Consider the following 21,392-nt stretch of genomic DNA (forward strand, 5'->3'; position numbering starts at 1 on the left):
GTTTAGGCACTAGGCAACAGGCACTAGGCAAAGAGTGTGAAAATGTTTTTAATAAGCACAGACATGATTTTTTCCAAAGCTCACCGCCGAAAGCTGATAGCTGAAAGCCCTATGCTCAAAAATTTAAGTTTATTTTGCGTACTAGCTTAACATATTTTAATTTTTGCCTAATGCCTAAGCTTTAGAGCCTAGAGCATATTAATGCAACTTTGCTTTGCATTAATATTTAAAACCTTATTTCACAAACATTCCCTTTTTAATTTCTACTTTATCCGGCAATATTAGGGCGCTCGGGTAGGTTTCCTTGATAGAAGCAAAGTATCTCTCGGCATCCATTCTATTCAAAAAGTCCCCAACTTTTACCTTATAAACAGGTTGTTGAAATGTTAAATAAGGAAAAATTTCAGGATAGGTCTGATAAGTATAAACCTTGGCATCGTCGGCCGACTTACGGTCATTTCCAACATATATCTGAATACGAAAGCCATTGGCAAACTTAATATTCTTATTTTGTGAGGCAATAGTATCCAAAATTGGATCAAGACGTTTGTTGATATACATCGGGACATCCCGATTATCAAAAACAATCTTAGAGGCTTTGGCAGCATTTACTAACTGATTTGACTCATCTTGATCTTTGAATTTGGGACGGAAACTTGACAAATCTTGTTGGAAAACGTGATGTTCTGCACGACCAGACTCGCCAGTTTTTGTTTTACTACTGGCTGTAATCATCTGAGCAGAGGAGCTTGGGCTTTGCGAGGCACAAGCCGAAGTCAACAACATTATTCCATAAAAACCTATTATTCCGATGTGTTTTTTCATATAACTTGTTCAGGATTATAATGACTTAATTTTTTCGAGAAGTTATCGATATCGACCAAGATTGAAATAAAGAGTCTGACTAGCAAAAGACAACTCAACTGTAAGTCTTGTCAAAGATACAATTTTATTAAAATAATTGAAAAGCGCATCAGTCATTGTAACTTTGCTGTGCATTTATTTTAATTTTTCATCGTTCCAACAACAACCTAATGAATATTCAAGAAAATATTTCTTTAAAAGCCTACAATACTTTCGGGCTTGATGCTACGGCTCGATACTTTACTGAAGTCAAAACAGTTGAAGCATTGGTAGAGGTTTTATCGCTCGAAACTTTCAAAGATACCCCAAAATTATTTTTGGGTGGCGGGAGTAATATTTTATTGACAAAAGATTTTGAGGGCTTGGTGATTAAAATTGATATCCAAGGCATTACGAAGGTCGATGAAAATGATAATTATATGTATTTGCAAGCGGGTGCGGGAGTAGTTTGGCACGAGTTTGTATTACATTGTATCGCCCATGACTGGGCGGGCGTCGAAAACCTTTCGTTGATTCCTGGCACGGTAGGCGCTGCACCAATGCAAAATATCGGTGCGTATGGAATTGAAATTAAAGATGTTTTCGAAAAACTCGAAGCACTCAATTTGAAAACGCTTGAAATAGAGACTTTTACCCTAGAACAATGCCATTTTGGTTATAGAGAAAGTATTTTCAAGAACTCTCACAAAAACCAATATGTTATTCTTAATGTAACGTTTAAACTTAGTAAAACACCCAAATTTCATATCGAATATGGCGCTATAAAGGATACCTTGAAAGAAATGGGTATCGAGCAACTTAGCATCAAGGCCATTAGCGATGCGGTGATTCATATCCGTCAGAGCAAATTGCCTAATCCAGCTGAAATAGGTAATTCGGGCAGTTTTTTCAAAAATCCAGAAATACCCAAAGCACAGTTTGATACATTGAAAGAAAAATTTCCAAATATTGTTTCGTTTCCAAGTGTAAATCCAGCGCTAATTAAAGTACCCGCAGGCTGGCTTATTGAGCAGGCTGGTTGGAAAGGATTCAGGGATGGGCAAATTGGAGTACATGCAAAACAAGCTCTCGTATTAGTCAATTATGGTGGAGGCAATGGCAATGCGATTAAAGAATTAGCCTATAAAATTCAGGATTCGGTCAACGAAAAATTTGGTATCTCTTTGCATCCAGAGGTGAATTTTATATAGCATTAAGTTAGTAGGCAAAATAAGATTGGAGTTATGTGTTTAGGCACTAGGCAACAGGCAAAGAGTGTTAAAATGTTTTTTAATAACCAAAGCCATGTTTTTTCCAAAGCCACCGCTGAAAGCCTAAAGCACAATCTATAATTTTATTTTGCGCATTTACACAAGTGTTGAATAAATACTTAATTGTAGAACTCAAGTAAAGCTTTTCTCCCAAAAACAAATATCCAAAATGAATATTCCCAAATTAAAAAACTTAGATAAAAATAATTTCTTCTTAATGGCAGGAAGTTGTGCCATCGAAAATCGTGATTTGGCTTTTGAAATCGCCGAAAAAATAAAAGGTATTACTGACCAATTTGGGATTCCATATATCTTTAAAGGTTCATATCGTAAAGCAAACCGCACTAAACTAAACTCTTTTACAGGAATTGGTGATATCGCTGCTTTGGAAATCTTGAAAGAAGTGGGCGATTTTTATGACCTTCCAACTGTAACTGATATCCACGAGTCTGACGAAGCGGCTATGGCAGCTCCGTATGTGGATGTCCTACAAATTCCAGCATTTTTGTGCCGTCAGACAGACCTACTGGCTGCTGCTGCCAAGACAGGCAAAGCGGTTAATATCAAAAAAGGACAATTTATGTCGGGGCCATCTATGGGTTTTGCCGTAGAAAAAGTATTACACGAAAATCCAAACGCTCAAGTGTTTTTGACAGATCGTGGTAACTCTTTTGGCTATGGTGACTTGGTGGTTGACTACCGCAATATTCCTGAAATGCAAGCTCATGGCGTTCCTGTGGTGATGGATTGTACGCACTCGTTACAACAACCCAACCAAGGCACAGGTGTAACAGGTGGTAAGCCTCAATTGATTGAAACTATCGCCAAAGCAGCAATTGCCGTAGGAGCAGATGGTTTGTTTATCGAAACACACCCAAATCCAGCTGTTGCCAAATCTGATGGAGCTAATATGTTGCCATTAGACAAGTTGGAAGCTTTATTAGAAAAATTAGTACGTGTGAGACAAGCTATTGTTTAAACATGATTCATTATGTTTAAATTTAGATTCTCAAAGTAGAGACGCAATGATTGCGTCTAAGGGTTTGTTATATCAAAAAAGGTGGTCGAAAATTGCTTTTCGACCACCTTTTTTGATGAAATGTTAAGTTTGACATTCTGTATGACTCATATTGATACCACAATACAAAATGACACTTTTAAGACGCAAAGCATTGCGTCTCTACTGGTGGATTTCTTCTTAAAACAATCACTCAATAGGGCGTGATTCAAAGCTATTTACGTTCCCTTAAATAACAGCTAACAAATAACTTCTTCTCAATAATTCTTCATTTCATCTCTGCCCTGTTGATAGCCCAACAAAATGAGTCTTTCTATATCGTCTTTATCAAATGACTGAATATCAATATTCAGGGCTTGTTGTGGGCGAATGATTTTGAGTTTGATTCTTTTTTGTCCTTTCAAAATGCCAGAAGTGGCACAACTCCCATCTTCGGGTAAACATTCATTTCTAAACTCAGCCCAATCCAAATCGGCATTGAGGCACTCGTTTACAGCAATGTCCATCACCCTATCTACTAGCGCCAACAAGTTCCCATAAGGAAAATACCCGCCATCAAGTTTTCGCGTATGACAGGCAATACAAACAATTTCGTCTCCGCCATCATCAATAGCCTTTTTTACGGGTGCCACATCGCGCATACCCCCATCCAAAAATGCCATTTTTTTATGATCGCCAATATTAACAACTGGCATCAAGATTGGAATAGCTGATGACGCCATCACATAGTCTAGGAAATGTTCATAGCTTGGGTCGGCATAAACCATGTTGCCATTGATAATATCTACCGCCCCAACTTTTAAGAGTACAGGACTTGCATTGAGATTGCGAAGATGGATGTTGTTATGAAGAATTTCCTTGAGGGGCGTTGTATCTAATAATCCTTCAAAGTTTCTACGAATAGCGCTCAAGCCCAATTCGTAAGTACCCCGACGTAAGGCTAAAGAATCTGGCGTAACAATGTTATTTGACCAAAATTGGCATAAATCTAAGGCAGCTTCGGTATAGTCAATTACGCCATTTTCAAGTATTTGTCTACCCATAGCATTGACCAAATAGGAAGCATTCATACTTCCAGCCGAAACCCCATAAATCGCATCTGGAAAAAAACCAGATTCAAATACCGCACGAACAACCCCTGTTTGATAAGCCCCTTTGACAGAACCGCCTGCCAATACTAATATTTTACTCATAGTGGTGTTTCAATAAGTTTGGTTCATAGTTAAATAAATAGCTAACTTCGGACAGAGAGATATATTATTGTTTTTGACTGAGAAAGCCTCATTCTCTTTGACTAGCAACGATAACTAAACTTACTAATAATCAACAAGATACTTCCTAATTTTTTGAAATAATATGATCGTCACTGATGTTTTTTTTCAAGAAAAACACCATAGTAAAATAATTTTTGATGGAAAAAAACAGATACTTCCAACAAACTAAAATACAGTTTTTATGTTATAAAGTCAGGTTAAATTACCTGTTTTTTATCTAAATCGACTAATTTGCGTCGGAATTAAGAACGGTACCTGTCTTTGTCACAAATTATACCCAAACTAGGTACCCAGCAATTGAACAAATGTCTTTATCAATCAAGGAAATACAAGCTCCCATCGCTGCCGAAATGGATGCCTTTGAAGGCAAATTTCGCCAGTTTATGAAAACGAAAGTGATGCTGTTGGACACAATCATGAATTACATCGTCCAACGCAAAGGGAAACAACTCCGACCTATGTTTGTATTCTTGTCGGCGGGAGTGTTTGGCAAAATCACTGAAGAAACCTATCGTGGTGCAGCGCTTATCGAGCTTCTTCATACTGCTACGCTTGTACACGACGACGTAGTGGATGATTCGAACTATCGCCGTGGTTTTTTCTCTGTAAATGCGCTTTGGAAAAATAAAATTGCGGTTTTAGTAGGCGATTATCTCCTTGCAAAAGGTTTACTACTGTCTATCGATAACGGAGATTTTGAGATGTTGAAAATCGTTTCAACAGCCGTTCGTGAGATTTCAGAAGGTGAACTTTTACAAATTGAGAAGGCTCGTAAGTTGGATATTACCGAAGAAATTTATTTTGAAATTATTCGTCAAAAAACAGCCACTTTGATTGCTGCTTGTTGTGCAACTGGAGCAAGTTCGGTAGGAGCAGATACAGAAACCATTGAAAAAGCTCGTCTTTTTGGTGAAAAAGTTGGTATTGCTTTTCAAATCAAGGATGACCTTTTTGACTATGGCGATGCCGAAATAGGCAAACCATTAGGCATTGATATAAAAGAAAAGAAAATGACTTTGCCACTGATATATGCCCTTAATCAAGCAGATTGGAGCACCAAGCGTCATGTTATCAATACCATAAAAAATGATTCGGAAAACCCTAAAAAGGTAGCGGAGGTAATTGATTTTGTAAAAAAATCTGGTGGCTTGCAATATGCTACCGAAGTAATGCAAAATATTGTTCGCGAAGCACTAGCTATATTAGATTCGTTCCCAGAATCTATCTATCGTACCTCCTTGGCAGGCTTAGTTCAGTTTACAATAGAAAGAGCTAAATAGGCAAGAATTCATTAAGTGAATCAGTAATTATTTTTTATATAAATTTTATTGGTAGATACGTAATGATTGCGTCTGAAGCCGAATCATATCTAGCACGATTTATCAAAAAAGCGGTCGGAAAATATTTTCCGACCGCTTTTTTGATAAAAACAAGGAGAATAATTCTAGTCCCAAAGTTTGAGATGACTCATGTTTGATTATCTGTCAATAATAATCACTCAATCAAGGATAAATCAGCTACTTGGATTCAGTCTTTTCTTTGGCTTCTGCCAATTTCCACCATGGCAAATACGGATAGGCATGATGCTCGTGATGGTATCCAAAAAAATAGCAAGAAAAAAAGGCTATCCAATGATTTAATCCTTGACTTCTAGCTCTGTGTTTATCGCTTGGGTCGTGTTCGCCTCTATGTGGTAGATATGTACCAAAATAAAATAACTGCAAAGTGCTCAAAATAGCGGGGATTTCCCAAAAGAGAATAAGATTCCACATCGGGAACACTAATTTGAGTAAATTATAGGTAACCGCCATCAGAACAATTTGCCATATTGTTACATATTCTAAGGCAAACTTGAGATACCATCTAAAAAAATTACCTGCGTAATAATCAGGGTCATGCTCGCTTGCCGCATGCTTGTGATGCAAGTGATGCTTCGAGCTCAATTTGTTGTAATTATTGAAGGCAAACAAAGTTGCACAAAGCCAGCCAATTATATAATTTACCTTGGGGCGATGTGGCATCACTACACCGTGAATGGCATCATGTGCAGTAATAAAGACCCCCGTATAGAGGTGAGTTTGTATCAATAACCCCAAATAAATCAAAGGGTCATCGAAACGAACAGGATAATGCAGAAAATACCAGAGATTTGTACTCCACAAGAGTAAAATCAGGGCGGCATAGTATAAACCTTTATAATTTTTGAGTGAGTTCATATTGCTAAAACAAGGAACACCATAACTTTGTTACAAACAACAAATGTAAAGTTAATTGTATTTTCATGGCTAAAATTGAAAAAAATCTCCAACAAGCTATTCTCGATTTACCTCAAAAGGAAAAAGATAAACTTTTGATTCGCTTGATTGGAAAAGATAAGTTACTGATTGAAAAATTCGAGTTTGAACTACTAGAAGCAGGAGAAACCTTGCAAGAACGCAGGGCAGAGTTACATGAAGCATTCGAAATGATGTATCATTCGTACATAACATCTCCTAAAGCATTGTTATATGAAATTCGAAAAATGAGTAGTGCTATCACACGACACTTAAAAATCACCAAAGATAAATACGGTGAAGTAGAGCTTACGATTGCACTCATCAAGGGTTGCTTCGAACACAATACTTACATTGTTGAAAAATACAGTTATTATGCCGATGCGTTATTACAATATTTAGTCAAAAGAACCGAGGCTATCGTTAATAAAGTTCAAAAGTTACATCCCGACGAACAGTTCGATTTTCTGGAAAATATTAATTTGCTTTTACACTACAACCATCAATATGCTACCGCTTACTATGCGAAGGAGCTAAAATTGCCTAAGAAATTGGATTAATTAGTATATTTCGTTTGAAAGCAAGCTTTTTAATAACGGATTTTATGAAAAAAGTTTATTTTTATATTTCATACCACTTCAAAGGCTGCTTTTATAAACTACTAATTTTTTGATGAAAACTATTGCCTTGTACTTCTCCAAGAGTAGAAGTATTAAACTAACACACGAGCAATTATGTCCAAAGTTGTTGATGCTATCTATAACTCTAATTATATATATGTTGTAAAAACCAATTTAGAAGGTTTTATTACATACGTGTCTCCTCATTTTCAAAAAAAGTTTGAATATCTCAGTAATAACTTAGTTGGGATGTTTAGCCTCGATACGGTTTATGTAGAAGACCATCAAAAATGTACTGATGTGATACAACTCTGCTTTTCACAACCCGAAAAGCCTTTTCCTGTTGTTCTTAGAAAACCCTATTCTTCTAATAGTTTTTTGTGGACTCAGTGGGAGTTTTCTCTACAACTTAATGACAACAACGAACCCCAAGAGATTCTCTGTATTGGTCATGATATTACTCACGTAGAAGAACTCAATGAACAAACCATTAGCATGAATGCTCTTCTACTCGAGAATCAAACAAAATATAGTAATTTGTTCGAACTATCTCCTGTAGGAATTGCCGTTAATTCTATGGATGGTACTTATTTAGAAGTAAATACGGCTCTTCTTCAAATGACTGGATATACCAAAGAGGAACTTCTTTCTTTGAGCTATTGGGACTTGACCCCCTCTAGCTATGAAGAACAAGAACAAGAGCAAATCCGAAGTTTGTATGATACAGGAAGTTATGGGCCTTACGAAAAGGTTTATATTCATAAAAAAGGGCAGCCTATTCCAATCTTATTGCATGGTCGACTGGTGATAGACAAATCTGGCAAAGCTCGAATATGGTCAATTATTCAGGATATTAGTAAAGTAAAGGAACGTGAGCAAATTATTATAGAACAAAACTCAAAACTTAAAGAAATTGCTTACACGCAATCACATGTTATCCGACATCCAGTATCCAATATTTTAGGTGCTGTAGATTTGCTCGAAAATGAGGAAATACCTTCTAATATCCAATTATTGGTAGAAATGCTCAAAATAAGTGCAAAGCAACTAGATGATATCATTCGTGATACAGTGCTGAAATCGCGCGCACTCGAGACTATCGAAGAAGAAACATCCCCACTTCACAAGAAAGACAGCGCTTAGATTGGCAAAAGCTTTTTACCCATTCCAAAGCACCCTGAGAATCTGCGGCATTCTTGATTGCAAGATCTACCTCATGCCAAGTAGCTAAAATATGATTTTTTTCAGGGTGTAAATGTTCTAATAGGTCTATGGCTCTTTCCAAAAGAGCTTGTTCATTTTTGTATCTACCATATCCTGCCATTAATGGTATTACAGTATTAATCAGAATGTTATCAAAAGAACTCTTCCCAAATCCCTTCACTTTTGTTTCAGATTTTTTTCCAAAAACATAATGATTTTCCCAATATTCAGAGGTATTTATTCTAAAAAGCGATTCTATTGTTTGAATATCTTTAAAATAAATCATCAATGAAAAAAGATTGGTATTTCTTCCAATCAGTGCCGACCATTGTGCCAGTCTGATAGTAGGAAAATTGGCAGGGCGCATCCTCAAAAACTTCCATTCATGCTTGGATATAGCAGATTTAAGCTGGTATTTGGCCGATAAAAATTTGAATTCTTGTTTCAAGCTTTTGTGGTATTCATCGTCTTCTATATCTTCGAGCATACCCGCCACACCAAAAACCATGGCTTCTATCTGGAATAAACTATCTCTGTGCTTGTGAATACACTTCAGTGGTAAGTTTTCGGCTAATCGTAAAAAAGGTTCACTATTGACTACAAAACCAAAGTTTTTTGCCAAAATTCGGTAGGCAACATCCTCCCAATCTTGATTACATTTCATCAAAAAATCCATGATATAATTGGCTTTGTTTTCTAGTCTTAAAAGCAGAGCTTTATCTAACATTGCTATTTTACGGATGGATGGAACTTCCCTAAATTGCTCTTGACAAAGAATTGTTGAGGAGCGGTTCATAAATTCATTAAAGGTACGAAGCAAACTTTCGTCAACTATCCCTTTTACCACCAAAGTGGGCATCGTAGTACCATCATGTCTAAAAACATCTTTATCATGCTCCCAAACTACATGTAAAATGACATTGCCATAAGATTCATCGTGCTGATGTGTATGCTGTTCCCAATCAGAAGAGTTTATGTGGATTTCTACACTCCCAATCCATTCTACTTGGCCAATCAGAATATGAGCTTCTAAAAAATCAGCACCAGCATGAGTATTATAATATCCTATTCTTAAAACCTGAATAGGCTCTTGTTGAGTAGTAAATAATAAAAGGCTATTGAATTTTTGAAACTGCCAAACATGATGTAAAAAAGCTTCTTGCATAACGATGTAGTGTTTGATAGATTAAGAACTAAAAGTTTGTAGTAAAAATAAAAAAATCTATCAAATACCTCTATTTTTTAGAAATACTTTCTCAACTTTTATCAAAAAAATAGGGAATGTTTTTGATAAACATTCCCTACACAAATACCATTTTACCCATAATTAGGCCTTCGGTGGTTATGGGAGCATTGGTAAAAATTCTGACTACCAAGTATTTTAAACTTTTTTGCTTGCTTCAATAAGCCAATTGCAGATAAAATTGATTTTGCGATTTATTTATTTTTCTAGCTCAATAACCGTATCTAGCTCATCTCTTTGTGCAGGATTGATATCAAATACCACATAGTTGTTGTCAAGCTTTTGAAATTTTACTACCGCACCTGATTTAAAATACTTAGCTGTTTTGAAAGCCACAGGTATTTTCAACATCCATTTATCTTCTTTTTGTTTTAATAAATGAAGATAAATTTTATTCCCTTTTTCGGTTACTGCCCCCCATTCTTGTGGGCGTACAAAGCCTCCTTGTGTACCATAAATCGTAGTACCATAAACTTTCATAAAATCTCCTACTTTGGCCAATCTTTCTACAAATTCTGGTTGAATTTCTCCATTTGGCATTGGCCCAACATTCAACAAAAAGTTAGCGCCATATCCTGCTGCTCTAACCAAATAATCGACCAATTCTTTTGGGGTTTTGTAACTATTATCTTTGATATTGTACCCCCATGAGCCATTAAGTGTTTCGCAGGTTTCTAGGGGTAGTTTTCCAATTTCTTGCCCCGACAATCCCGATTTATTTTCTCCAGGAAGATCACGCTCAAACATCTGAAAATCTTCTCCGTCGATAGGTAATAAATGGTGATTATTTCCAATCAAACACTGAGGTTGAAGTTTGTGGATTAAAGAATATATTTCGTCATATTTCCAATCGATTTTTGACTGAAGAGTTTTATCATGGTCGTTATCCAACTGATCCCAATGTCCATCAAACCAAATTGTAGATACTTCTCCATATTTGGTCAGTAATTCTGTAAGCTGATTTTTCATAAACTGTAAATAGCTCGCATAGTTACTCTTTTCTGTGCGACCAGTTCCTTTACCAGTTTTGCCCGTTTCGTAGGGATAATCGTTGCGATACCAGTCCAGTAGTGAGTAATAAAAACATATTTTGATACCCTGTTTATGGCATTCGTCTGCAAGCTCTTTTACGATATCTCTTTTAAAGGGCGTATTGGCTATTCCCCAATCCGAATATTGCGTGTGAAAATTACTAAAACCATCATGATGCCTCGTGATGAGTGTAATATATTTCATACCAGCATTTTTGGCAATACTTACCCATGCTTTAGCATCAAAATCTACAGGATTAAATGCTCGTTGTAGTCGCTGATAGTCTTTAACCTTAATATTTTTGTTATTCATCACCCATTCACCATCGCCTAGGACACTAGAGGCGCCCCAATGTATGAACATTCCAAAACGGGCTTCCTCAAATTCTTTTCGAGCTTTGAGGTTTTCGGGAGTTGGCACGTACTTCTGGGCAAACAGAGAGGTAGTCGCCCAAAGGCAACAAAGTAAAAAGCTGGTAGTTTTTTTCATGTTTATAATAGTTTGTAAAGATAAATTGGTGATTTTAAAAGATATTTTTACAAAAAAATACCTATACTTTTATGAAATAGTAAATAAGTGGGCAAAATTAGATTTAAGTTTTGTATTGGAGGCAACAGGCAACAGGCACAAGGCAAAGAGTGTTAAATGTCTTTTAGTAACGATAGATAGGGTTTTTGCCGAATGCCCATGACTGAAAGTTGAAAAATTAGATTTAAGTTTTGTATTGGAGGCAACAGGCAACAGGCACAAGGCAAAGAGTGTTAAATGTCTTTTAGTAACGATAGATAGGGTTTTTGCCGAATGCCCATGACTGAAAGTTGAAAAATTAGATTTAAGTTTTGTATTGGAGGCAACAGGCAACAGGCACAAGGCAAAGAGTGTTAAATGTCTTTTAGTAACGATAGATAGTTTTTTTGCCGAATGCCCATAGCTGAAATCTCAAAATTAAATTTAACTGAATCACCCTGAATATAAAGTGTACCCCGAACGTTTGTGTTTTGTACCTTTGCACGAAGTTTTTATTAATCTCAATATATGAGTCACGAAAAGAAACCTTATCAGGTTGTGGGGGCTGTTTGGATAGAAAAAGCAGATGGCACCGACAGATTTTTGGGGAAAGGCAGAATCCAGCTGATGGAATTAATTATTGAGCATGGTTCCATTTCTCAAGCAGCTAAAGCTATGAATATGTCTTACAAACGCGCCTGGGAACTGATTAACTCCATGAATACCCAATCGGTAAAGCCTTTTGTCATCACGCAAGTAGGAGGAAAAAGAGGTGGAGGAGCTGTAGTAACTGAGGAGGGCATCAAAGCCATTTCTGAATACAAAGCCTTACAGCAGAGGTTTAAGGATTTTTTGGCACAAGAAACCGAAGCCTTCAATCAAAAAACGCAATCTTTAGGAATCATTTAATTTATACTCGGTGGAGTATTGTCTTTTCGAAAAAAACGCTATATTTTTGAAAAAATAACGAAATTGAATAGCAAATTTTGGGATAATGCGGCCTCTAAGTAGGAGCTTTCGGCTCTGGGCTGAAAGCACAACACTTAAATTTTATTTTGCGTAATAACTTAAGTAATCATGCCGAATTAGATTTAACTTTTGAGTTTAGGCACAAGGCAACAGGCACTAGGCAAAGAGTATTAAATTGTCTTTTAGTAACGATAGAACTGTTTTGCCGAATGCCGAAAGCTGAAACCCTTGAGCATTCAGGTATCAGCTTTCGGCGGTGGGTTTTGTAAAAAAGCATGACCGTGGTTAATAAAAACATTTTAACACTCTTTGCCTTGTGCCTGTTGCCTGTTCCCTAAAACACATAACTTCAATCTAATTTTGCGCACTAACTTACCTGATATTCATGGATATTTCTCAAATGATTTTAATGCTAGGCTTGTTGGCTACGGTTGCCTTTCTTTATGCTTCAGTAGGCCATGGCGGAGCAAGTGGATACCTTGCAGTAATGGCACTATTGGGTTTTGCTCCAGCCTTAATGAAATCTTCGGCATTGGTAATGAACTTAGCCGTATCACTATTCTCTTTTATTGGATTTTACCGAGCTGGACATTTCAAATTAAAGCTTTTTTGGCCTTTTGCCATCGCCAGTATTCCTATGTCGTTTCTGGGTGCAACCTATACCTTACCCGATAGTATTTATAAAAAAATATTGGCGGTCTGTATCCTTATTTCAATTATAAGAATGTTGATAAAATTTGAAAAAAATGAAGCTGGAGTGAAAGAAATCCCCTTACTAGGTGCCTTATTTACTGGGGCAATGATTGGGCTATTATCAGGAATGATTGGTATTGGAGGTGGAATAATTCTCAGTCCAGTGATGCTCATCATGGGATGGGCCACTCTCAAGCAAACGGCTGCGGTATCGGCACTTTTTATTTTTGTCAACTCGGTTTCAGGACTAGTTGGGGCTATTTCCAAAGGAACACTCATTGTACAGCCTGATTTGGTATATGCCGTTTTGGCAACGATTGTTGGAGGAATGATTGGGGCTTATTATGGCAGTTATAGATTTAACATTCCGACCTTACGGTATCTTTTGGCACTTGGTTTAGTAATTGCTTGTCTTAAATTGATTTTTACCTAAATAGGATAAGGTACAGAAGGCAGTAGGCTTAGGCAAATAGTTTTGAAAGGTTATTAATTACACAGGCTTTTGTCGAAAGCTCACGGCCGAAAGCCGAGCACTTCAATCCAATTTTGGTATCATTCAACATATAGGCCAAAAAAAATTCCCCAGTCGAACAACTGGGGAATTTTAGTCATTACTAACATCAATTTGCTGTAATAATTGAGTACTCAAACGAGTATTAGTTATGTAGAATCAAAGGACTCAATAATCACAGTACTATCTTGGACGACCACCGCCTCCGCCAGACGACATACCGCCACCACCTTGAGGCTGAGCTCCACCATTATTATCGCCACCATCGTTTTTCAAGTCATCGTTACTAACAGACTTCTTACGTTTTGGTGCATCAAACGACATTTTACCAATACGATAACTAAAGTTAACTTTAAAGTTCATGTTTCGTAAAACATTCGTACTGTTTTGAGAAATGATTGGTGAGTTAATTTCATTTTTGATTTTAAATCCACTTGGAGTGAAGAAGTTTTCAGCACCAAATCCAATACTTCCTTTTTTATCTTTAAAGTCTTTTTTCACACTTAAACTATAGATACCAAATCCTCCTTGGAAACCTTGTAATTGTACCTGAGTAGAGCGATAAAAACCGAATGCTTGCAAGCCCCAATTGTTACCCAAGTTATAGCTACCAAAGATACGGTAATTGGCTACCCACCCCGAGTTAGAAGCATTGTATAATGGATTCGGAACATTGTTTGACAACTTGGCATAATATACATCACCACCCAAACCAACGGTTAATTTGTTTGAAAGATTGACATTTGCAAAGGCGTTCATCCCGTATGCATCTTGGTTTCCAATATTTTGGTAAGTAGTACGAATAGTATCTCCTATTACATCACGAACGCTTTCGATACTACCAGTAGTGTTACGAACAAAAGTTGCCACTGTTAAGAACGTACTCTTGATAGAAGTGTTCAAGGTCAACTCGTAGTTATTGGTATATTCAGGACTCAAATTTGGGTTACCATACGAAATATTCAATGGGTTCGAAGCATTGATATTTGGGTTCAAGAACTGAATAGAAGGACGTTGAATACGACGGTTATAAGCCAACTTTAGCGTACTTGAGCCTAGCTTACGAGAGATATTTACACTTGGTACCAAAACTCCATAAGAAGGAATTGATAGGGTTTGATCTCCACTTTTGAAGTTAGCCGAAATATCAGTGTGCTCATAACGACCGCCCACCTTAAGCGTATACAACTTTGATAAGGTAGCAGTGTAAGACAAATATGCCGCGGCTATGTTTTGGGTATAGTTAAACACGTTTGATGCTGCCGACGAACTTGTCGTTGGAACATACGCGCCCGTTGCACCCTGAGCTGTAAAAAATTGATAGTCAGAGTTTACAGTTCTGAAAATCCCCTTTGCTCCTACCTCAACCAACTGATTTTTTGTGATTGGCGTTTGATAATCAGCTTGAATTGTGATTTCTTGGTTGTAGCTATCATTGTTGTTTTTCAAACGGCTTGTGATGCTATTATTATCAGTCAAGTTCAACAAATTATTTACAAAATCGTTGGTACGGTTATTACGGCTAAACTGTGTCAACAAGCTAAATTCTTGTTGAGGTTTTTTGAACGTATGCGTATAATCGATATTGGCATCAACTGTACCCGAAAGGTCTTTGGTATTTACATAGCGTAAAGTTTTGCTAAGCAAATTAGCCCCAGAAAAACTTTGGCTCAATAAGCCATCTTGGTAACTATTTTGATTACGAACACCATAGCGTACCGAAGCTGTAATTGTATTGTATTTGTTGATATCCCAATCCCAACCTAATTGATAACTACCAAAGATACCATTACTGCGAGTATCTGCACTTTGTGTATTTAGGGTTTGTCTTCCGTTGTTTGTGGTGAGCTGGCTATTTTCAAAAGTACCATTCACGTTGTAGTTAGAACGGCCAAAACCTCCTAGCGAAAAGCCCATGTTACCTTTGCGGTAGTTCCCATTCAATGATAAGTTTGCTCCACGAATACCCACACTCGAATCTAGGTTGAGAGTCAAACCTTGTAGATTGTTTTTCTTGGTGATAATGTTAATAATACCAGATGACCCCTCTGCGTCATATTTGGCCGATGGAGACGTAATTACCTCTACGGATTTAATCATATCAGCAGGAATTTGCTTTAGCGCATCCGCAATACTAGTAGCTACAATCGTAGAAGGCTTGTTGTTGATTAACACCCGAACGTTTGAACTACCACGCAACGAAACATTACCATCCAAGTCAACCGACAGCATTGGTACTTTACGCAATACATCTGAGGCGTCACCACCCCTTGATGTAGCGTCACGCTCTGCATTATACACCAAGCGGTCTACCTTGTCTTCAATTACGGCTTTTTGTCCTTCAACCGTAACTTCTTGCAAAACTTGATTTGACTGACTCAAGCGAATTACACCCAAGTCAATTTCATCATTTTTGTTTTGAATTTTAACTGGAATTCTTTTAGATACATAACCCAAAAAAGATACAGAAATCACATAATCGCCTGTTGCTATTTTATTAAGGGTAAATTTACCTTTTTCATCTGCAACGGTACCATCAACAGGTTTATTCGTAGCCTTATTTATTAAAGCGATACTGGCAAACTCAACTGCTTTGGTAGCGGCAGAGTCAATCACAAAACCCACAATCTTGGCAGAACCTTTTGGGGCAGCTTGCGCTGTTCCTGGTATAGCCTGCTGTTGGGGCTGCTGACGCTGTCCTCCTCCCATTCCCATGCCTGCGCCAGGGAACTGCGCCATAGTATTAAACCCGATAAAACTTAATACTGAAAACAATAAAACTTTTTTCATGATGATGTTTTAGAAAGCCCTGAACCTTATGTTCAAATAGATGACAAAGTTGTTGATAAGTTATTCTTTTATAAACACAAAAAGTATCAGTGGTTCGTAATAAAGATAAATGGACTACTGCCCAAATGTTAACTAATGATAGATTTACAACACAAAAGTTGCACTGAAAGATGGGAAACAAGGCCACTTTTCGACCAAACAAAATAATTCGTCGGTGAATAACATTAATCAAAGGACTTGTTATTTTGCTTTTGCAAGGTGTTTATTTTCAGGCTATATTAGCTTTGAAACTTCAAATCTAATCAACCTTTTTCCAATTTTTGTCCCTCATTATAGGGGTATGAGTGGTAGCCCCAAAAACACATTCAAAATGATGGGTACTAACTCTTATGGGGATATTAGCTACATTTGTATTTCAACTTTTGCATACAACTCCATGGCTATTATTCATACCTCCAGACTTCGACTACAGGCCTTAAAATACGATGATTTGTTAATTTGGCATCGACAGGGGCGCGCAGCTCTCGAAAAACACCTTGGTCTTATCGCTTCATCGTGGCAAATAGAACCTTTTTTTGAGGCCGAAACCCTCGAAGCCCTCCAACACTTCTGGATTCCGATGGTTCAAATATTTCCTTGGGATTTTATGTGGTACTCTAATTGGGAAATTATCCTTGTAGAAGAAAACCGCTCGATTGGTGGTATTGGATTATCGGGTTTACCCGACGACAATGGTGCTACCATGGTAGGGTATTTCATAGATACTCCTTACCGAAACCAAGGTTTTGCCTCCGAAGCATTGAGTGCCCTAATTTCATGGGCTAAGCAAGACCAAGGACTACATCAAATTTTGGCCGATACTCCACTAAATAATATCACTTCTGAAAAAGTATTATTAAAAAATGGTTTTCAAACTTTTGGTGAGATAGAAGAAGTAGAACATATCGAAAAAATCCGAGTGAAGCATTGGATATTGAGCTTGTAACTTAGGAGGTTCGTAAGCGAGCAAACTGATTGCTAAAAAAATAATCAATTGATATTCAAAAATTTATCATTTTTTCTGAAATTTTAAAAAATAGTTTTAAACTGTTAAAAAAATGAGTCCAAGACTAAGTCTTGAACTAGTAGAGCATTGAACAAAAACATGTTTTTAGTTTTTAAAAACATGTTGTACTTGTCTAAAACACGCAACTTAAATCTAATTTTACCCACTTTAAGCTCCAAGCTGTAAGCCGTCGGCATTCGGTAAAACATATTTTACTGTTACTAAAAAAACAATTTAACACTCTTTGCCTTATGCCTAAAACATAACACCTACATCTAAATTCTGCCCTCTTACCTACTAAGCCATGATTTATTATTTTATTTTTTAAGAAAATTTTTAGACCATAAATCTTAAAGTAAGTCATTTACGTAAATAGGTAACAGAAAAAGCCTGATTATTGGCCAAAAGAGAAAGTGTGATTCGAGTGTAGCGACTTTTTCACTGAATTTTTTAAAAACAGTTTTGAACTGTAAAAAAAAATGAGTCCAAGGCTAAGTCTTGAACTGGTAAATTCAATTTTTTCAAGTAATCAAAGAAAATATTACACGAGTAGTATTACCGAGGCACAATCCGAATGTAATCTTTTGATTATGAACACCTTATAGTAATAAATATTCCATTAACTAGTAAGGTATTAGTACATAAAAGTATCGATACGAACCTTAAAAATTGAGTTTTCATTCTTTTTATAAAAAAAAAGCAAAAAATTTTCAGATTTACTGTGACTTCTCTCAATTCGATACGTTAAATGAGTAGTTTTCATAGTAGAAATAGGTTTTGTGAAATAGTTTTCCAAAAATCTAATAAGCAAAACTATATTTTGGTGTGTTAGTGATACAATCTTGGCGAACTCTAGTAGGGTTCGCCAAATTTTTTGCCTTTAGTCTATGCTCATTTTCGTATTTCTGCAAAAAATTCCCCAAAAAATAACAATAAGCTACTAAAATCGAGGAGTTTTACAAAAAACCTAACGCGATTCTCATATTTAGGAATAACTTTGTAGCTTAATTTCTAGGCAAACGCAATGTCGAAAAATTATCTATCAATCAATTGTTCCATTTTAAAACTTGCAACGAACTGCTATCGGATATTTAAAAAATGAGAAACTTCCTTTCAGTTAAAGATGCTGTTGATGTTCAGGCTCTAGTAAAAGAAGCCCTTTTATATAAAAAAACCCCTTATGCTGATAAGCATATTGGAAAAAATAGGACCATGGGTCTTTTGTTTTTTAACTCTAGTTTACGAACACGCCTGAGTACTCAGCGTGCTGCACAAAATTTGGGTTTAGAACTCATCGTCATGAACGTCGGACAAGATAGCTGGGGATTGGAGTTTGAAGATGGTGCCATCATGAATGGCAACAAGGCCGAGCACATCAAAGAAGCAGCGCCTGTTGTAGGGCAATATTGTGATATTGTTGGGATTCGTAGTTTCCCGGGCTTGGTAGATCGTGATGAAGACTATTCCGAAAACGTGATGAATCAGTTTGTAAAATATACTGGTCGTCCGATTTTGAGTTTAGAGTCTGCTACTCGTCACCCATTACAATCTTTAGCTGACTTAATTACTATTGAAGAACTAAAGACAAAGCCTCGTCCAAAAGTAGTTTTGACTTGGGCTCCACACGTCAAGGCGCTTCCTCAAGCAGTACCCAACTCGTTTGCTGAATGGATGAACGCCGCTGATGTAGATTTTGTGATTACGCACCCTGAAGGATACGAGCTAGCTCCTGAATTTGTGGGTAATGCCAAAGTCACTTACAATCAGGAAGAAGCTTTTAAAGATGCAGATTTTATTTATGCTAAAAACTGGTCATCTTATTCTCAATATGGTCAAATTCTGAACCAAGACCCATCATGGATGGTAACTATGGACAAAATGAACTTGACCAACAATGCCAAATTTATGCACTGCTTGCCGGTTCGTCGCAACGTGGTAGTTGAAGACGCTGTGTTGGACTCACCTAACTCTGTTGTAGTTCAACAAGCGGGTAACCGTGTCTGGTCGGCGCAAGTTGTACTCAAACAAATGCTTCTGAGTATTATACGTGAAGAAAGCCCGTACTTATTCTAATGGTGATTGAGTGAATGAATGAGTGATAATCATTTTCGCCCACTCTTCCACTACTCCATCAATCTATCATATTTTCGAATGTACAGGTCTTAGGGTCTGTACATTTGTTGTTTAATAGCGCTATCTCGCCAAAAAGCGAAGGCAACATTTCTGTATAACCAAATTAACATAATCTGTATGAAACTCACTGTTGTGAAAATTGGGGGTAATGTAATCGACAACCCAACCCTATGTAATCAATTTCTGTCTGATTTTGCTCAAATTGCTGGCCCTAAAATTATGGTTCATGGTGGTGGCAAAATCGCTACGCAAATTGCTGAAAAACTAGGTATCGAAACCGTGATGGTGGAAGGTCGTCGTATTACAGACCAAGCTATGCTCAATGTCGTAACGATGGTGTATGGTGGTTTGGTAAACAAAAACCTCGTAGCCCAACTTCAAAAGTTTGGTACTAATGCCATCGGCTTGACAGGTGCCGACGGTGGGGTTATTCTTTCTAAAAAACGTCCTGTAAAAGAAATAGATTACGGTTTTGTAGGCGATATTGAGCGTGTAGATGCTACTCAAATCGCAGGCATGATTGCACAAGGACTTACACCCGTATTTGCCCCTTTGACGTATGACCTTGATGGCAATATGCTCAATACCAATGCCGACACACAAGCACAAGCGGTAGCAACGGCCATGTCAAAAGAATTTGAGGTAAATTTGGTCTATTGTTTCGAGAAAAAAGGCGTACTTTCAAATCCTGACGATGATGAGTCCGTAATTCCACAATTACAACCAGAGGCTTATGCCGCATATAAGGCATCTGGCGCTATCAACAAAGGAATGATTCCCAAACTAGACAATGCCTTCAAAGCACTCGGAGAAGGAGTAAAACAAGTAACTATCTGCCACGCCAAAGAAGTTCTTGCAGCCGTAAGTGAAGGTAATTCAGGAACAGCACTAACAATATAAATTTCGGGATTGATTCATCGGCTTTGGTTAATTAGACACCTAATAGCCTCAAGCCAATGGCTCAATGCTGCATTATTATTTATTTTATTTCTATGAAAAGCAAAGGTCTACTTTTTGGTATTGCCATTGGCGACTCCCTTGGTGTTCCTGTAGAGTTTATGAGCCGCAAGCACCTCAAGGCACACCCTGTGGAGGGTATGCGTGCCTTTGGTACTCATCATCAGCCAGCAGGTACTTGGTCAGACGATACCTCTTTATCTTTTTGTTTAGCAGAACAACTAGTGGAAGGTTTTGACCTAGATGGTCTTGCTAAAAAGTTTTGTGACTGGTACGATAATGGCTATTGGACTGCACATGGGGCATTTTTTGATGTGGGTATTGCCACGCGTAATGCTATCGACCGTTTGCTCAAAGGGGTTTCTCCTCTCAACTCGGGCGAATGTGATGAGTATTCGAATGGAAATGGCTCATTGATGCGTACACTACCTATTGTTTATTACACCCAAAATAAATCTATTGAAGAGCGCTGTAGCATCATCAAAATGGTGTCGGGTATTACGCACGGGCACACACGCACTTTGATAGGCTGTTTTTTTGCTACTGAGTATTTGCTCAACTTAATGAAAGGCAAAGAAAAGCATGAAGCCTACAGCCTTACGCAAAATACAGTAAGAGATTACTTGTTGTCGGTACAAGTAAAACCTGCCGAATTAGAATTATATAGTAGACTTCTATTTGACGATATTTCTAAAACTGATGAAAGCGAAATCTTTTCTTCGGGCTATATCTTGCATACTTTGGAGGCCTCACTTTGGGCATTTTTGACAACAGATGACTTCAAATCGGCTGTTTTGAAAGGGGTAAATTTAGGTGATGATACCGATACCATCGGCAGCGTAACTGGTGGAATAGCAGGTTTTTATTATGGTTTTGAGCAAATTCCTAATGAATGGGTTGAACAATTAGCCCAAAAAGATAAAATTGCTGATTTGGCTACTAGATTCTCGGTAAAATTTGATCGATAAATACAACATTTTAACATTGTAAGTAATCGTGCAGAATAAGAT

Annotated in this window: 17 protein-coding genes; 11 read left to right on the top strand and 6 right to left on the bottom strand. The window is 37.3% G+C overall.

Annotated features, from left to right (window positions below; all coding sequences use genetic code 11):
* Positions 1-234 precede the first annotated feature (234 nt).
* Positions 235-825, bottom strand: coding sequence for an SPOR domain-containing protein (locus ACOVQ4_RS10340; RefSeq protein WP_421820566.1), 591 nt, complete (start codon positions 823-825; stop codon positions 235-237).
* A 209-nt stretch (positions 826-1,034) separates the two neighbouring features.
* Here ACOVQ4_RS10340 and murB point away from each other — a divergent pair, with 209 nt between their 5' ends.
* The gene (gene murB, locus ACOVQ4_RS10345) at positions 1,035-2,054 is read left to right on the top strand and encodes a UDP-N-acetylmuramate dehydrogenase (protein WP_421820567.1); all 1,020 of its coding nucleotides are present in this window, start codon (positions 1,035-1,037) and stop codon (positions 2,052-2,054) included.
* Between the two features lie 229 nt (positions 2,055-2,283).
* The gene (gene kdsA / locus ACOVQ4_RS10350) at positions 2,284-3,093 is read left to right on the top strand and encodes a 3-deoxy-8-phosphooctulonate synthase (RefSeq protein WP_421820568.1); all 810 of its coding nucleotides are present in this window, start codon (positions 2,284-2,286) and stop codon (positions 3,091-3,093) included.
* 296 nt (positions 3,094-3,389) lie between these two features.
* Here the strand turns inward: kdsA and ACOVQ4_RS10355 are convergent, their stop codons facing one another.
* Positions 3,390-4,325 (bottom strand): patatin-like phospholipase family protein, encoded by a 936-nt coding sequence (locus ACOVQ4_RS10355; protein WP_421820569.1) that lies wholly within the window; start codon positions 4,323-4,325, stop codon positions 3,390-3,392.
* A 386-nt stretch (positions 4,326-4,711) separates the two neighbouring features.
* Here ACOVQ4_RS10355 and ACOVQ4_RS10360 point away from each other — a divergent pair, with 386 nt between their 5' ends.
* Positions 4,712-5,686, top strand: coding sequence for a polyprenyl synthetase family protein (locus ACOVQ4_RS10360; protein WP_421820570.1), 975 nt, complete (start codon positions 4,712-4,714; stop codon positions 5,684-5,686).
* Between the two features lie 237 nt (positions 5,687-5,923).
* On the opposite strand, the gene ACOVQ4_RS10365 is transcribed toward ACOVQ4_RS10360, so the two are convergent.
* On the bottom strand, positions 5,924-6,622 hold the full coding sequence (locus ACOVQ4_RS10365; protein WP_421820571.1) for a fatty acid desaturase: 699 nt from the start codon (positions 6,620-6,622) through the stop codon (positions 5,924-5,926).
* A 65-nt stretch (positions 6,623-6,687) separates the two neighbouring features.
* Between ACOVQ4_RS10365 and ACOVQ4_RS10370 the strand changes: the two genes are divergently transcribed.
* Positions 6,688-7,239 (top strand): hypothetical protein, encoded by a 552-nt coding sequence (locus tag ACOVQ4_RS10370; RefSeq protein WP_421820572.1) that lies wholly within the window; start codon positions 6,688-6,690, stop codon positions 7,237-7,239.
* Between the two features lie 174 nt (positions 7,240-7,413).
* A complete protein-coding gene (locus tag ACOVQ4_RS10375) occupies positions 7,414-8,442 on the top strand; it encodes a PAS domain S-box protein (protein WP_421820573.1) in 1,029 nt (342 codons plus the stop codon).
* Here the strand turns inward: ACOVQ4_RS10375 and ACOVQ4_RS10380 are convergent.
* Entirely contained in the window at positions 8,396-9,667 is a 1,272-nt protein-coding gene (locus tag ACOVQ4_RS10380; RefSeq protein ID WP_421820574.1) for a DUF2851 family protein, read from the bottom strand. The genes ACOVQ4_RS10375 and ACOVQ4_RS10380 overlap by 47 nt on opposite strands.
* 276 nt (positions 9,668-9,943) lie before the next feature.
* Complete coding sequence (locus ACOVQ4_RS10385) at positions 9,944-11,266, bottom strand: alpha-L-fucosidase (RefSeq protein WP_421820575.1); 1,323 nt, start codon at positions 11,264-11,266, stop codon at positions 9,944-9,946.
* Positions 11,267-11,812: 546 nt separating this feature from the next.
* Between ACOVQ4_RS10385 and ACOVQ4_RS10390 the strand changes: the two genes are divergently transcribed.
* The gene (locus tag ACOVQ4_RS10390; RefSeq protein WP_421820576.1) at positions 11,813-12,193 is read left to right on the top strand and encodes a winged helix-turn-helix domain-containing protein; all 381 of its coding nucleotides are present in this window, start codon (positions 11,813-11,815) and stop codon (positions 12,191-12,193) included.
* A gap of 445 nt (positions 12,194-12,638) precedes the next feature.
* Positions 12,639-13,379, top strand: coding sequence for a sulfite exporter TauE/SafE family protein (locus ACOVQ4_RS10395; RefSeq protein ID WP_421820577.1), 741 nt, complete (start codon positions 12,639-12,641; stop codon positions 13,377-13,379).
* Positions 13,380-13,640: 261 nt separating this feature from the next.
* Here ACOVQ4_RS10395 and ACOVQ4_RS10400 read toward each other — a convergent pair whose 3' ends face one another.
* Entirely contained in the window at positions 13,641-16,247 is a 2,607-nt protein-coding gene (locus tag ACOVQ4_RS10400) for a TonB-dependent receptor domain-containing protein (RefSeq protein WP_421820578.1), read from the bottom strand.
* Positions 16,248-16,617: 370 nt separating this feature from the next.
* Between ACOVQ4_RS10400 and ACOVQ4_RS10405 the strand changes: the two genes are divergently transcribed.
* The 4 genes from ACOVQ4_RS10405 (at position 16,618) to ACOVQ4_RS10420 (ending at position 21,350) form a co-directional block, all read left to right on the top strand.
* The gene (locus ACOVQ4_RS10405; protein ID WP_421820579.1) at positions 16,618-17,232 is read left to right on the top strand and encodes a GNAT family N-acetyltransferase; all 615 of its coding nucleotides are present in this window, start codon (positions 16,618-16,620) and stop codon (positions 17,230-17,232) included.
* Positions 17,233-18,390: 1,158 nt separating this feature from the next.
* The gene (locus tag ACOVQ4_RS10410) at positions 18,391-19,365 is read left to right on the top strand and encodes an N-acetylornithine carbamoyltransferase (RefSeq protein ID WP_421820580.1); all 975 of its coding nucleotides are present in this window, start codon (positions 18,391-18,393) and stop codon (positions 19,363-19,365) included.
* Positions 19,366-19,542: 177 nt separating this feature from the next.
* Positions 19,543-20,325, top strand: a complete 783-nt coding sequence (gene argB / locus ACOVQ4_RS10415; protein WP_421820581.1) for an acetylglutamate kinase — start codon at positions 19,543-19,545, stop codon at positions 20,323-20,325.
* A 92-nt stretch (positions 20,326-20,417) separates the two neighbouring features.
* Positions 20,418-21,350, top strand: coding sequence for an ADP-ribosylglycohydrolase family protein (locus ACOVQ4_RS10420; RefSeq protein ID WP_421820582.1), 933 nt, complete (start codon positions 20,418-20,420; stop codon positions 21,348-21,350).
* Positions 21,351-21,392: the final 42 nt, after the last annotated feature.

The sequence above is a fragment of the Flectobacillus sp. genome, from assembly GCF_049240685.1.
Lineage (GTDB): Bacteria > Bacteroidota > Bacteroidia > Cytophagales > Spirosomataceae > Flectobacillus.

What these genes read in the sequence shown, in the direction of transcription:
- ACOVQ4_RS10420 (WP_421820582.1), top strand. Translation starts at nt 20,418, where the DNA reads ATGAAAAGCAAAGGTCTACTTTTTGGTATTGCCATTGGCGACTCCCTT.
- ACOVQ4_RS10405 (WP_421820579.1), top strand. Translation starts at nt 16,618, where the DNA reads ATGATGGGTACTAACTCTTATGGGGATATTAGCTACATTTGTATTTCA.
- ACOVQ4_RS10410 (WP_421820580.1), top strand. Translation starts at nt 18,391, where the DNA reads ATGAGAAACTTCCTTTCAGTTAAAGATGCTGTTGATGTTCAGGCTCTA.
- argB (WP_421820581.1), top strand. Translation starts at nt 19,543, where the DNA reads ATGAAACTCACTGTTGTGAAAATTGGGGGTAATGTAATCGACAACCCA.
- murB (WP_421820567.1), top strand. Translation starts at nt 1,035, where the DNA reads ATGAATATTCAAGAAAATATTTCTTTAAAAGCCTACAATACTTTCGGG.
- ACOVQ4_RS10395 (WP_421820577.1), top strand. Translation starts at nt 12,639, where the DNA reads ATGGATATTTCTCAAATGATTTTAATGCTAGGCTTGTTGGCTACGGTT.
- ACOVQ4_RS10365 (WP_421820571.1), bottom strand. Translation starts at nt 6,622, where the DNA reads ATGAACTCACTCAAAAATTATAAAGGTTTATACTATGCCGCCCTGATT.
- kdsA (WP_421820568.1), top strand. Translation starts at nt 2,284, where the DNA reads ATGAATATTCCCAAATTAAAAAACTTAGATAAAAATAATTTCTTCTTA.
- ACOVQ4_RS10380 (WP_421820574.1), bottom strand. Translation starts at nt 9,667, where the DNA reads ATGCAAGAAGCTTTTTTACATCATGTTTGGCAGTTTCAAAAATTCAAT.
- ACOVQ4_RS10400 (WP_421820578.1), bottom strand. Translation starts at nt 16,247, where the DNA reads ATGAAAAAAGTTTTATTGTTTTCAGTATTAAGTTTTATCGGGTTTAAT.
- ACOVQ4_RS10370 (WP_421820572.1), top strand. Translation starts at nt 6,688, where the DNA reads ATGGCTAAAATTGAAAAAAATCTCCAACAAGCTATTCTCGATTTACCT.
- ACOVQ4_RS10375 (WP_421820573.1), top strand. Translation starts at nt 7,414, where the DNA reads ATGTCCAAAGTTGTTGATGCTATCTATAACTCTAATTATATATATGTT.
- ACOVQ4_RS10340 (WP_421820566.1), bottom strand. Translation starts at nt 825, where the DNA reads ATGAAAAAACACATCGGAATAATAGGTTTTTATGGAATAATGTTGTTG.
- ACOVQ4_RS10390 (WP_421820576.1), top strand. Translation starts at nt 11,813, where the DNA reads ATGAGTCACGAAAAGAAACCTTATCAGGTTGTGGGGGCTGTTTGGATA.
- ACOVQ4_RS10360 (WP_421820570.1), top strand. Translation starts at nt 4,712, where the DNA reads ATGTCTTTATCAATCAAGGAAATACAAGCTCCCATCGCTGCCGAAATG.
- ACOVQ4_RS10385 (WP_421820575.1), bottom strand. Translation starts at nt 11,266, where the DNA reads ATGAAAAAAACTACCAGCTTTTTACTTTGTTGCCTTTGGGCGACTACC.
- ACOVQ4_RS10355 (WP_421820569.1), bottom strand. Translation starts at nt 4,325, where the DNA reads ATGAGTAAAATATTAGTATTGGCAGGCGGTTCTGTCAAAGGGGCTTAT.